Raw genomic sequence first — 13,183 nt, forward strand, 5'->3', positions numbered from 1 at the left:
CGCACTTGTCGCCGCCCGAGGAGACACCCCACCGCGGCACCGACCCCCACCACACACCAACCCCACACGACCACCGGCACAAACCAAGAACCACGCGGCGCCAGCCGCGACGCACCACAACCACACGCCGCGCCGCAGCCACCGGCCAGGCACCCGAACACGGCGCCAAGCCACACGCAGCGCCCCCGTGAAGCCGCACAAAAATCAGCGCGGGACCCTACGGCACCCACCACACCGGCCAACCGTCCCGCGCAACACCCCCGACGAACAGCAAAGCGCAGAGCCCGTCAAAGCGCCGGCCGAGGCGTCGGCGTGACGCCGCCCGCGACGGCGCGCTGTTTCGGCGCCGCCGTGCCCGTCCAGCACGTGCCGCGTCGCGCCAGCAACCGCCGCAGCCACAGCTCCGTGGACACGAGATCCGCGAGCCCGTCCAGGGGCAAGGGCTCCCCCTCCGAGGCCGCGCGGAGCGCCTTGCGTACGACGCGCGCCTCCACAAGCCCCGCGTCGGCGAGCAACGGCGCGTCGAAGAGCTGCACCAGTTCGCCCACCGCGACCCGCAGCCCGGCCCGCGCGGACGCGACCTGCGAGGCGTGCGAGGGCGCCCCCCACCCGGGCGGCAGCTCATGCACGCCCGCCCCCTTGAGCACCGCACGCAGCACCGCGGCCCGCGCCCCCGGCTTGACCCGCAGCGCCTCGGGCAGGCGGCGGCAGGCGCGGACGACCTGGTTGTCGTAGAAGGGCGCGTGCAGCCGCTGGTTGCGGATCTCGACGGCCTGCTCGAAGACCCGGTGGTCCGCCGCCTGGCGGGCCAGCGCGGCGCGGGCCCGTCGCTCCCCCGGCCGTTCGACGGAGGGCCGCGCGTGCGCCGTCGCCTCCAGTCGCAGGGAGACCTCGGCGAGCGCCTCCCCGGTCAGCCAGCGTGCCGCGGGCCCGGGCCGGCACCAGGTCAGCGCGGCGACGGAGGCGCCGACGGCGCCTTCTTCGTCGTAGCCGCCGAGCCAGGCCGCACCGTACGCGGCGCCCCCCGAACCCGAACCGGAACCCGAACCATGTCCGTTGACGCGCTCCGAGCGGCCGTCACCGTTACTCCCCGGCCCCCCGCCGGAACCCCCGCCGGAACCTTTCCCCTGCCCCCGCCCCGCGCCCGCACCGCCGGAACCGCCGGAACCACCCGCGCCGTTCTCCCCGAAGCCCCCGTCCCGCATCCGTCCGGCCGTCTCCTCGATCCCGTCCCGGTACGGCGTGCGGGCGAGTCTGCGCGCCGCGCGGTACACCGTCCACGGCACGAGCACGGAGCGGCCCGCCGGCACTCCGTCGGCTCTGGCCAGCGCGGCGACGGGGCGCAGCAGATGGCGTCGGCGGCGGTCGAGGAGGAGGTCGGCGAGGCGCGCGGGGTGGGCGTCGAGGACCTGGCGGGCGCCGAGTCCGACGAGGTGGTCGGCGCTGCCCGCGGCGAGCCGGTGCCGGTGTCTCTCGGCGGTGACGAGGGAGGGCCCCGGCTCGTCCGTGAGGGGAACGTTGTCGAGTCCCGCGTAGGGCAGCGCCTCTTCGCCCGCCGCGACGACGACGTGGTGCAGCCGCGGGTTCTCGGCGATGCTGCGCGCTCGTTCGAGTTCGGGCGCGGCCGTGGGCGAGACGGTGGCGAGGTCGTTGAAGGTGACGGCGAGGAGCCGTTCGCCCGCTTCGGAGCCGCCCGGCCCGAGCAGCGTGCCGGGCATCATCCCCGGCATGCCGGGGAGCCCGGCCGCGAGCAGCGCGAGGGTTCCGGAAGCGGGCCCTCCGGAGAGGTCGGCGCCGATGCCGGGCGCGGGTCCGCCCCGTGCGGCGCGCCGTTCGGCCGGGCCCATGCCGGGTACGGGCCCCGGGTCGAGGTGGCTGAAGTCGTGCTCGGCGGCGTGGCGCGGAGCGGCCAGCCTGGCCCGTACGGCCTCGACGAGCGCGTCCCGCACCCCCTCGACGGCGGCGTCCGGGTCGACGGGCGCCGGGGAACCGGCGATGAGGGAGACGGCGGGCTCGTAGCTGGCGATCTCGCGGCTGCCGCCCTCGCGGAGGATGAGCGCGTGCCCGGGGGGCACGCGGCGCACGCCCTGGTACGGGGTGCCGTCGCCGAGCGCCTCCGGCGCGTCAGGGCAGGCGAGGAGGGAGGCGAGGTGGCCGACGTCGAGCTGTGCCTCGATGAGGTCGGCGAGGGGGAGCGCGGCGGTGGCGTAGGCGGTGCCGCCCGCCCAGGGGGTGTGGAAGACGGGGCGCACGCCCGCGAGGTCGGCGGCGATGGTGATGCGGCGGCCGACGCAGGCCACGGCAGTGTAGCTGCCGGGCCAGGCGGTCAGATGGCGGAACGCGCCGCCTCGGGCCGCGAACAGGCCCACGCGCAGTTCCTCGTCGCTGGCGCCGCAGCAGCCGAGCACGGCCAGGCGGCTGCCCTCGTCGGCCTCGATGACGCGGATCTCGTCGGGCCGCCAGTCACCGACCGCCCACAGCGGGTCGGGGTCGCCCCACAGAAGCTGCGCGCCCACGGGGTGTACGGTGCCGGCGCCGGCCGGTGCACCCTTCGAGGCGGCGCTGCCCCATCCCACCAACCATCGCATCGCCGCCCGCCTCCGCTACCTGAATGGTGCTGCTGCTAGCTGCCGTTGCGGCCAATGTTGCCACGAGAGCAGCGCGTGAGAGGCGCAAAAGGGGCGTGCGGCTTCTCGCACGGCGCCGCGATATGGCGCGGTTTGCGCCCACTCCGTTCCGCATATACCCGTGGCTCCCGCGTGCGGCACTCCGCGGCTGACCGATGTCATTCGGCCAAATATCTGAATGCGCGACGGAGTTGGGCGAGCGGTCAACGGCCCCCGCGGCGGTGGAAACGGAGCCGGACGGGCCGGTCCCGGGAGGGGCGGGACAGGCGGTACGGAAGTACAGATTCCGCGTGGATCCGGGAGGGGATTCACGTCGGTTCGACGGGGATTCGACGGAAACCCGAAGCGGGCCCGACGGGCATGTGGCGGGCACACGGCGGACCCCGTCGACCACCCGACGGGCGCGCGGCAGGCACGCGATGGGCACACGACGGCCGTCGGACATGGAGGAAAAAAATGGGCGGCGGGGTTCGGAAGGGGCCGTGCCGGGGACGCAAGAAAGTGCGGGACACGCACCGGGGAAACGTTTCGCGCGGAACCCGGGCCGCAGGCCCGGACCAGGGCCCGTCCGCCACGGGTCTCCCGCGGGTCTTCCGTAGGAGGGCCGCGGAAGGGCCGCGTTGTCAGCCCGGGAGGCGCCCTCGCCTCCCGGACCGAACCGCCGTCCGCGGGGAATGAGACGGCGGTGTCCCCCAGCCCACTGTTCCGAGCAGTGGGCCGACCCACGCGTCCCTCATGGAAGCGCGCCGCTACCCCTGCGCACAGGCGCATGGGCAGGCGCACAGCCACACACCCGGAGCACGGTCCGGACACGGACGACCGCGACGGCGCCCAGCGTGCGGGGACGGGAGCACGGCGGCGGTCCCGTGCGTCCGGCCCCGGTACGCCCGGTGCACGAGCGCGCGCGCTGTCCCCGTACGGCTCCGCTTACGGCCCGTCCCCGTCTCCCGTACGGGACCGCAGCCGACCGTCGCCGCACCATCGTCGCGCCGCGCGGAAACCGCCGGCGACGGGGCCGCTGACCGGCCGTCGCCCTCCCCGCAGAGCCGCGCCGCGCACGCTCCCGTACCCCCGTGGCACGCCCTCGCGCGGGCCCGTCGCGCCCCGTCGCACCCCTCCGCCGACCCGCCCGCGCTCCTTTCGCGCCCCGCCCCCGGGCGGACAACGGGGAAGATCCAGGACGGCGAATCGGCCATGCCGCGCGGCCTGTTGGGTAGAACTCACCACGGATCCGGCAAGGGGCACACGCGCGATCGCCGGGCACTCGGTTCCGGACGACTCCCGGGAGCCATCGGGGAGTTGGCACGTGACTGGTGCACGTACACGCGTACGGACATAGATCTCGCCATCCGGGATGATGCCTCTTAACGGTCGGGATGCGGCGAACTACGCTGGGTTCCCAGTGCCTTCGCGTCACGGCGGCGTGAAGGGGCCTCTCGCCAACCGCGAGGGGGGAAGGTGCCCCGAGCCGAACGGCGAGGGGCTGCCGTCGGTGTGTGTCAGGGGTGCGCATGTCCAGGGAGTCACGCGGGCCGAATGAGAAGCTCGGCACTGTTCTCGCGCTCGCAGGAATCAGCAACGCCGGACTCGCCCGCAGGGTCAATGACCTGGGGGCCCAACGCGGCCTGACCCTCCGCTACGACAAGACGTCGGTCGCCCGCTGGGTCTCCAAGGGCATGGTGCCCCAGGGCGCCGCGCCCCATCTGATCGCGGCGGCCATCGCCAGCAAGCTGGGCCGCCCCGTCCCGCTGCACGAGATCGGTCTGGCGGACGCCGATCCGGCGCCCGAGGTCGGCCTGGCCTTCCCCAGGGACGTCGGCGCGGCCGTCAAGTCGGCCACGGATCTGTACCGTCTCGATCTGCACGCGGGGCGGCGCGGGGGCGGTGGCATATGGCAGTCGCTGGCCGGCTCCTTCGCCGTCAGCGCGTACGCGACGCCCGCCTCGCGCTGGCTCATAACCCCGGCCGACAGCTCCGTAGCGCGCGATCCGGAGACAGCGGCGGCGCTCGCCGCCGGGATGGGGATGACGGGCGGCTCCGGAGCGGACGGCGGCAAGGACGGCGACGGCGGCGCGGCCCTGCGCGTGGGACACAGCGATGTGGCGAAGCTGCGCGAGGCGGCGGACGAGGCGCGCCGCTGGGACTCCAAGTACGGCGGCGGGGACTGGCGTTCGTCGATGGTGCCCGAGTGCCTGCGCGTGGACGCGGCGCCGCTGCTGCTCGGCTCCTACACGGACGACGTGGGCCGCTCCCTCTTCGGCGCCACCTCCGAACTCACCCGGCTCGCGGGCTGGATGGCCTTCGACACCGGCCAGCAGGAGGCGGCCCAGCGGTACTACATCCAGGCCCTGCGGCTGGCGCGCGCCGCCGCCGACGTCCCCCTGGGCGGGTACGTACTGGCCTCGATGTCCCTCCAGGCCACCTACCGTGGCTTTGCCGACGAGGGCGTCGATCTCGCCCAGGCGGCCCTGGAGCGCAACCGAGGGCTGGCCACGGCCCGCACCATGAGCTTCTTCCGCCTGGTGGAGGCCCGCGCGCACGCCAAGGCCAACGACTCGCACGCGTGCGGCGCCTCCCTCTCCTCGGCCGAGAGCTGGCTCGAGCGGGCGCGCGCGGGCGACGGCGATCCGTCGTGGCTCGACTTCTACTCCTACGACCGGCTCGCCGCCGACGCGGCCGAGTGCTACCGCGATCTCAAGGCACCGCGCCAGGTGCGCCGTTTCACGGAGAAGGCGCTGTCGAAGCCGACGGAGGAGTTCGTGCGCTCGCACGGGCTGCGGCTCGTCGTCTCGGCGGTCGCGGAACTGGAGTCGGGCAACCTCGACGCGGCCTGCGCCGCCGGGACCCGTGCCGTAGAGGTCGCGGGGCGCATCAGCTCCGCGCGTACGACAGAGTACGTACGGGATCTGCTGCACCGGCTGGAGCCGTACGGGGACGAGCCCCGCGTCGCCGAACTGCGCGAGCGAGCCCGGCCGCTCCTGGTGGCGCCCGCGTGACCCGGTCCCGCTCCTGGTGGCGCCCGCGTGAGGGGTGACCCCGTGGTGGGCGGCCGGAGTGGGCCGTGAGACAACGGGGGAGAACATGATCTTGAGAGAGGCGGAGGGAACGGGAGTGGCGGGAGCGGTGGCCGAGACGGAAGCGCAGGCCGGGGTGCGTGTCTGACGTGACCGGGTCCTACGTGATCAAGACCGCAGCCGATTGTCAGTGCCCGGGTTCATGATGGAGCACGTGTCCATGAAGTCCTCGGCGAAGTCCACGGCGCCCGCACCCTACGACTGCGACGTGCTGGTGATCGGCGGCGGCATCGTCGGCCTCTCCACAGCCCACGCGCTCACCCGTGCCGCGCCCGGCACGCGCGTGACGGTCCTGGAGAAGGAGCCCGGTCCTGCACGCCACCAGACCGGGCGGAACAGCGGAGTGATCCACAGCGGGATCTATTACCGCCCGGGTTCCCTCAAGGCGCGCTTCGCCGTGCGCGGCGCTGCCGAGATGGTCAAGTTCTGCGCCGAGCACGGCATCCCGCACGAGGTCACCGGCAAGCTGATCGTCGCGACGGAGCGCGCGGAGCTGCCCCGGCTGCACTCCCTGATCCAGCGCGGCAGACAGAACGGCATCCCGGTCCGCGAGCTGGGCCCCGCGCAGATCGCGGAGCGCGAGCCCCATGTGCGTGGCCTCGCCGCCATCCACGTCGGCACGACGGGCATCTGCGATTTCGGCGCCGTGGCCGCCCAGCTCGCGCGGCTCGCCGAGGACGCGGGCGCCGAGGTGCGGTACGGCGCGGAGCTGGCCGCCGTGGACCGCCGTCCGGGGCGGGGTGTCGCCGTCCGGACGTCGGACGGCTCCGTGCTGCGGGCCCGCGCCATGGTCAACTGCGCGGGGCTGCACTGCGACGCGGTCGCGCGGCTCGCGGGGGACGATCCGCCCGCGCGCGTCGTGCCCTTCCGCGGCGAGTATTTCGAGCTGGACCCGGCCCGCGAGCACCTCGTCCGCGGGCTCGTCTATCCCGTGCCCGATCCCGCGTTCCCCTTCCTCGGCGTCCACCTCACGCGCGGGGTCGGCGGCGGCGTCCACATCGGCCCGAACGCGGTCCCGGCGCTGGCCCGTGAGGGGTACGACTGGCGCACGCTGCGCCCCGCCGAGCTGGGCACGGTGCTGGCGTATCCGGGCGCCTGGCGGATAGCCCGCCGCCACTGGCGCTATGGCGCTGGCGAGCTGCGCCGCTCCCTCTCGAAGCGTGCCTTCACGACGGCGGTGCGCAGGCTGCTGCCCGAGGTGACCGGCGCCGATCTCATACGGTCGCCCGCCGGGGTCCGTGCCCAGGCGGTGCTGCGCGACGGCACGCTCGTCGACGACTTCCTGATCACCGAGGCCCCGCACACGGTCCACGTCCTGAACGCGCCCTCTCCGGCCGCGACGGCCTCGCTTCCCATCGGCCGCGAGGTCGCTGAGCGCGCGCTGGGGGCGCTGGCGAGGTGACGGGGCGCTGCGCGGCGCGGTGACGTGCCGGGGTGCTGCGCGGCGCGGCGCGGTGGCGGTCGGCGGCCGGGGCGCGGACGTCCGTAAAATCGACGGCACTGTGTCCGAGAACTTCCCGCATCCAGCCGCCGAGGCGGGGGCCGCCGAGCCCGACGCCTCCGCCCACCAGCCTGACCAGCACGTTTCCGGCTCCGGCTCCGACCCCGCACCGGACGAGGACGACACCCCGACCGCACCGTCCGGCGAGGGCACCGCACCACCCCAGGGCGCCACGCGGGTGGACCGGGAGGAGCGGGAGGAGCGGGTGGAGCGGGTGACCGTGGGGATGTTCCCGCCGGGGCAGGGCCCCGCCGCCGATCCGGCCGGTTCGCACCACGAGCGCCGCATCCGCAGCTTCCAGCCCCGGCGCAGCCGTGTCACGGCGGGCCAGCGTGACGCGCTGCTGCGCCTGTGGCCGGAGTGGGGCTTCGACATCGACGGGCTCGGCCACGTCGACCTCGGCGCGCTCTTCTCCGACCCCGAGCTGCCCGTCGTGCTGGAGATCGGCTTCGGCATGGGCGAGGCGACGGCCCGGATGGCCGCCGAGGACCCGGACACGGGCATCCTCGCCGTCGACGTCCACACCCCGGGGCAGGGCAATCTGCTGCGTCTCGCCGAGCGGAACGGCCTGCGCAACGTGCGGGTCGGCAACGGCGACGCCATCATCCTGCTGCGCGAGATGCTGGCGCCCGGCTCCCTCTCCGGGCTCCGTGTCTACTTCCCCGACCCCTGGCCCAAGAAGCGGCACCACAAGCGCCGGCTCGTCCAGCCCGAGTTCCTGGACCTGGCAGCGGGGCCGCTGGCGCCGGGCGCCCTCGTCCACTGCGCGACCGACTGGGAGCCGTACGCGGAACAGATGCTGGAGGTTCTCACCGCGCACCCCGGCTACGAGAACACCCGGCCCGACGGCGGCTTCGCGCCGCGCCCGCCGTCGCGCCCGCTGACCCGGTTCGAGGGGCAGGGCCTGGACAAGGGCCACCGGGTGTACGACCTGCTGTTCCGCCGACGCTGACCCCACGGAGCGCCCGCTCTCGTTAGTGTCGTCGGGTGCACGACGAGGCAAGAGACGCGCGGGAGACGCCCACCGGGCCGGTGACGGGTGCGGGGTACACGGCCGTGAACGGGCGGGGCGCGCCCCCGTACGCCGCGTGGTCGTGGCCACAAGCGGAACCGCAAACGGAACCCGTACCCAGGCACATATCCGCGCCCCCGCCGTACGCACCCGGGCCGCCCGCCACGTCCCCGTACGGAGCCGCGTCGCCGCCCCACGCGTCGCCGCCCCACGCGTCGCAGCCCCACCACGCGGCACCGCCCCACACCGCGCCCGCGGACGGCGGGCAGCCGCACTTCCCCGCGATGCCCGCCTCGCCAGCGGACTGGCGCTACCCCGCGCCCGCCGCACCGCCCTCCTGGTGGCACCGGCACAGCCGGACCCTGTACGCGCTCGCGCTCGTCGCGCTGCTCGTCCTCAGCGGGCTGACGATCTTCGGCCTCGTGCGCGAGCAGACGGGCACCCTCGGACTGCTCGTCGGTCTCGGCCTGGCCGTACTGCCCGTGCCGCTGCTCATCGCCGCGTTCCGCTGGATGGACGGGGTCGAGCCGACGCCGTGGCGCGACCACGCCTTCGCCTTCGCGTGGGGGGCCTGCGCCGCGACCCTCGTCGCGCTGCTGGCCAACAGCGTGGCGACGGACTGGCTCGCCGCCTCCGTCGCCGCGGACTCCGCGCGTCAGGCCGACACTCTCGGCTCGACGGTCGTCGCGCCCGTCATCGAGGAGTGCGCCAAGGGCGCGGCGCTGTTCCTGCTCTTCGTCTTCCGCCGCCGCCACTTCTCCGGTGTCGTGTCCGGCCTCGCCGTCGCGGGGATCACGGCCACGGGCTTCGCCTTCACCGAGAACGTCCTCTACCTCGGTACCGCCTTCGGCGAGGACCGGCTGCTGGCGCCGAGCGCGCTGCACGAGTCGGCGACGGCGACGACCTTCTTCGTACGGATCATCCTCGCGCCCTTCGCGCACCCGCTGTTCACGGCGCTGACGGGCATCGGCTTCGGCATACTCGCCTCGCTCCCCCCGAACCAGGGCGGGAGTGGAGGCGGCCGTCGCGTGCTGCGCGCCGGGATACCCCTCCTCGGCCTGCTGACCGCCGCGCTCCTGCACTCGATCTGGAACGGTTCGGCGACGCTGACCGACGTCACCTTCATCGGCGTCTACGCGCTCTTCATGATCCCGGTGTTCGCCGCGCTGACCTGGCTGGCGGTCTGGTCGCGGCAGAGCACGCTCCGTACGGTGCGCGAGACGCTGCCCGCCTACGCGGCGGCCGGGTGGTTCGCGCCGCCCGAGCCGTGGTCGCTCTCCTCGATGCGGGCCCGCTCCATGGCGCGTGCGCACGCGCGCCGTACGCACGGGGCCGCGGCGGCCCGCACCGTCGCGGAGTACCAGCACTACGCGACCTCGCTCGCGCTCCTGCGCGCCCGCGCCAACCAGGGCACCCCGGCCCCCGACTTCCCCGCCCGCGAACAGGAACTCCTCCACCACTTGTGGCACCGCCGCGCCCTGTCGGCCCCCGCGACGACGAACGCGGCCCTGGCCATGACCAGGCCGCACATTCCGCCGCAGTGGGGCGGGTACTGACGCTCACGGCTTGGGCCCGTCCCTCCGCCACACCCTTTTCACCACCCCTCAGCAGCCTCTTCACCAGCACGTTCGCAGGCTTGCGTCCGGGAATCCGGGGTGCCAGCATTCCGCCTACGCTCACGGGAACCGCCCCCCTTCTGGAACCCGACTCCCCCCTGGAATCCGATGCTTTCTCACGAAGACGCCCTCGCGGAGGCCCGCGCTTTCCTGGACCGGACGTTGACCGACGGCCAGTACACGATCGTCCTCCAGCCCGAGCTGACCAAGGAGCACGCGGTGGCCTGGGCGGTCAGGTTCGATTCGCAGGAGCATCTGGACACGGGCGACATGACGCGGGCGCCGTTCACGCGGGTCGTCATCGTGCCCAAGGACGGGGCCGAGCCGCCGTACTTCCCGCCGTCGCATCTGTCGGTGGCGGAGCTGAACGCGCGGCTGGCCGGACCGGCTGGTTCCGCGGGTCCGGCACCCGTGGCGTCCGGCACCTGACGAACGGCACGCGATGATCCAGCGCCTCGACCCCCATGGCCCCCACGCCCCGGGTACGGCAGCCAGCGGCGGCAGCTCCATATCCAGTCCGGGCCCGGGTCCCGACCCCGACGCCCCCGCCTCGCGCGCGGCCCGCGACTGGCTCCGTACGACCTACAGCGGTCTCGTCGAACTCGCCGTACCGCACTCCGTCGCCGAGGACACCCACACCTGGCTGTTCGCGTGCCGGGCCACCCCGCAGCCCGGCTATCCGGCGACCCCGATGCTGGCGGCCTCCGTGGTCGTGCCGAAGGACGGCAGCACGCCCTTCCACCCGGCCTCGCACGACCCGCTGGGCGACATCGCGCGCTTCCCCGAGGCGCCCTCGCCGCGCACGGCCGAGGCCCAGTCGCGGCTGCTGAACGCGCGCGGCTGCGCGGTCGCCGTCGACTCGGCGATCAACGGCGCGCCCTCCACGCCCCTGCCCTGGTCGCCCGCGCACGAGGCACCCGGCTGGTGGCGACTGCTGCTGCGCCGCTACTTCCCCGGCGCCGAGCAACTGCGCTGCGCGAGCTGGGACGAGATCGTCGCGGCGACGCGCGAGCCGGGCCCGGGCACGCGGGGCGTGGTGTGGATACGCCGCGAGATCGGCGGCACCGAGGCGAGCGGCCACCTGGTCTACGCGCACAACAACGGCGGCCAGGTCGTCCTCCTCGACGGCATGACCGGCGGACTGGCGCGGCCGGAAACCGGGAGCGTGCGGGGCCTGACGTTCGCGCGCGTACGCCCCGCGACCTGACGTCGTCCCACTCCGACCCCGCCCCACCTGGCCGGATACGGTCGAGCAGTGCCGCTGGATCATCGACGGTTACGGCCAGGGCTTCCGCTGGGGGTTCACGGCGCTGGGCGGGACCTTCGTGGTGGCGACGGTCGTGATCGTGACGCTGCTGCTCTTCTCCGGGAACGGGTGACGGCTGTCCGGCAGTCGGCAGTCTCGTTGCCCGTCGGGCAGGGAGCACGGTGGCCATGTTCAGGCCAGCTCCCGCCTCAGTGCCCCTTGCGGCGACTATGCTGCACCGCCCCAAGCCTCAGCAGTACGAGGAACGACATGCCAACGGAACAGAGCGGGCAGAACGAGACTCCTTGGAACCCCCCAGAGGGCTCCTGGGCTTCATCTCCCTCCAGACGGCGCAACATGCAGGCGATCCGGAGCAGAGACACAAAACCTGAACGGCTCCTCCGGAGCCTGCTGCACGCCCAGGGTCTGCGATACCGAGTCAGCGCCCGTCCGCTGCCAGATCTCCGAAGGACGGCAGACCTTGTCTTCCGCCCCGCGAAAGTCGCTGTCTTTATTGACGGCTGTTATTGGCACGGTTGCCCGACCCACTACGTAGCCCCAAAGACGAATTCTGGCTACTGGTCAGACAAAGTCACGCGCAATGTAGCCCGGGACCGCGACACCGATCAGCAGCTCAAAGAAGCGGGTTGGCTGGTACTCCGCTTCTGGGAACACGAACCCTCAGACGTCTGCGCTGACAAGGTCGCGGCTGAGGTCCGGCGGCGCCGGGGTGACTGACGCTTCGGTACGGGCTGGTACCACGGAGAATTCACCAAGCTCAGGCTGAAGATACTCGCGCTTACCACGACGAGCCCCGAGATGCCGGATCGTCAGCCCCTTCAGCAACTCTCCCCTCTTCTCCGGCTGAAGCACAGACGCGATAGCCCTTCCCACAGCGTTGGCCACGGGGGGCGGGAAGGCATTGCCAACCTGACGGTAGCGAGCAGTCTTCCCACCGGCGAACTTCCAGCCTTCCGGAAAGCTCTGGATAGCCGCCGCCTGCTGAACCGTGAGCATCGGACCCTCAGGCCGGAGAAAGTCCCTGACCGGGTCCTTACTGTCGGCGGTCTCGTCCGCGACGCCCATGGCATTCACTCCGAGTGCGGCCCACGCCGCTTTCGCTCTCGAAGGGCCGAGGTCAGCGCCCCCATGCTTCCTGGAACCGCCTACGAGTGTAGGAGCGACGTCGAGCCGGTCCTTGGCCTTTTCGCGCCACTTCTTATAAGCGGCTCGGAACTCACCCTTGCGCTCGGGGAACCTCCTGGAAAGAGCGTCACGCCGCTGCCTCATCGACTTCTCAAGGATTTGGAACACCGTCACCCGGGGATCCACCACACCTACCGGCCAAGGGAATTCATCCATCCCTAGACCGGCTTTCTTGCGCCGCTCATCCTTAATCGCCACAAGAACAGACCGCGGCCGCAACTGAGGGACTCCGAAGTCGTGCGCCTCCAAGAGGTGCCAGCCGCAGAACCAGTAGCCCGCATCCCTCAGGTCATCGATGATCGATTCACAGTATTCATCGAACTTAGAATCCATGATGCCCCGGACGTTCTCAATCATGATCGCCTGAGGGTCTAGAATCTCGACAAGCTGCAGCATGCGAGGGAAGAGGTCACGTTCATCGTCCCCGCCAAGCTGCTTTCCCGCCACAGAGAATGGGGGGCACGGAACACCGCCCGACAAGAGGCTCAGCTCACCCGGCTGGAGTTCACTGCCGCCTAGCATTTTCATTGGCCGACGAGGATCGAATTCATCAATGAGATCCTCCCGGAGAACCTCGCATTCCCCCCACTCACCGGCAGAAGAAAAATTCGCCTCAAGAGTCGCATGCGCGTACTTGTCGTACTCGACTAGGGCCAAGTGCCGGAAGCCCGCACCGTGCAGCCCGATTGCCTGACCGCCTGCCCCCGCACAGATCTCGATGGAGGTCAGTGTCTGGCCCTCGTCATGGCTGCTTGCTCCCATCGGCGCGGCTCCTTCAGGTGTGACTCAAAGCAGATGCTCAAGTTTCGCAGAGATGCAACCGTCACGCCGACATCTCAGCGCTCTGACGCAACTCCACACAGCCACACAAGTCTTCCAGTACGCCGGCGCCCCACCTCAG

At 72.5% G+C, this 13,183-nt stretch carries 9 protein-coding genes; 7 read left to right on the forward strand and 2 right to left on the reverse strand.

The genetic code is table 11. The features are described 5' to 3' along the window. Positions 1-287: 287 nt before the first annotated feature. Positions 288-2,588, reverse strand: a complete 2,301-nt coding sequence (locus ACYVOO_RS04075) for an asparagine synthase-related protein (RefSeq protein WP_461014263.1) — start codon at positions 2,586-2,588, stop codon at positions 288-290. A 1,550-nt stretch (positions 2,589-4,138) separates the two neighbouring features. Between ACYVOO_RS04075 and ACYVOO_RS04080 the strand changes: the two genes are divergently transcribed. The 7 genes from ACYVOO_RS04080 to ACYVOO_RS04110 all read left to right on the forward strand — a co-directional run bounded on the left by ACYVOO_RS04080 (position 4,139) and on the right by ACYVOO_RS04110 (position 11,814). Continuing rightward, the gene (locus ACYVOO_RS04080) at positions 4,139-5,623 is read left to right on the forward strand and encodes an MFS transporter (RefSeq protein ID WP_461014264.1); all 1,485 of its coding nucleotides are present in this window, start codon (positions 4,139-4,141) and stop codon (positions 5,621-5,623) included. A gap of 238 nt (positions 5,624-5,861) precedes the next feature. Then, the gene (gene lhgO, locus ACYVOO_RS04085; protein ID WP_461014365.1) at positions 5,862-7,103 is read left to right on the forward strand and encodes an L-2-hydroxyglutarate oxidase; all 1,242 of its coding nucleotides are present in this window, start codon (positions 5,862-5,864) and stop codon (positions 7,101-7,103) included. A gap of 100 nt (positions 7,104-7,203) precedes the next feature. Further along, on the forward strand, positions 7,204-8,154 hold the full coding sequence (gene trmB, locus ACYVOO_RS04090) for a tRNA (guanosine(46)-N7)-methyltransferase TrmB (protein ID WP_461014265.1): 951 nt from the start codon (positions 7,204-7,206) through the stop codon (positions 8,152-8,154). Between the two features lie 344 nt (positions 8,155-8,498). Then, a complete protein-coding gene (locus tag ACYVOO_RS04095; protein ID WP_461014266.1) occupies positions 8,499-9,770 on the forward strand; it encodes a PrsW family intramembrane metalloprotease in 1,272 nt (423 codons plus the stop codon). A 168-nt stretch (positions 9,771-9,938) separates the two neighbouring features. Next, positions 9,939-10,259, forward strand: a complete 321-nt coding sequence (locus tag ACYVOO_RS04100) for a YrhB domain-containing protein (protein WP_461014267.1) — start codon at positions 9,939-9,941, stop codon at positions 10,257-10,259. Positions 10,260-10,272: 13 nt separating this feature from the next. After that, positions 10,273-11,037 carry a toxin glutamine deamidase domain-containing protein gene (locus ACYVOO_RS04105; protein WP_461014268.1) on the forward strand — a complete coding sequence of 255 codons (765 nt, stop codon included), beginning with the start codon at positions 10,273-10,275 and terminating at the stop codon, positions 11,035-11,037. A gap of 309 nt (positions 11,038-11,346) precedes the next feature. Beyond that, on the forward strand, positions 11,347-11,814 hold the full coding sequence (locus tag ACYVOO_RS04110; protein ID WP_461014269.1) for a very short patch repair endonuclease: 468 nt from the start codon (positions 11,347-11,349) through the stop codon (positions 11,812-11,814). Here the strand turns inward: ACYVOO_RS04110 and ACYVOO_RS04115 are convergent. Continuing rightward, entirely contained in the window at positions 11,758-13,044 is a 1,287-nt protein-coding gene (locus ACYVOO_RS04115; protein ID WP_461014270.1) for a DNA cytosine methyltransferase, read from the reverse strand. The two genes, ACYVOO_RS04110 and ACYVOO_RS04115, sit on opposite strands and share 57 nt — an antisense overlap. Between the last annotated feature and the right edge of the window lie 139 nt (positions 13,045-13,183).

The organism is Streptomyces daliensis (assembly GCF_054782395.1).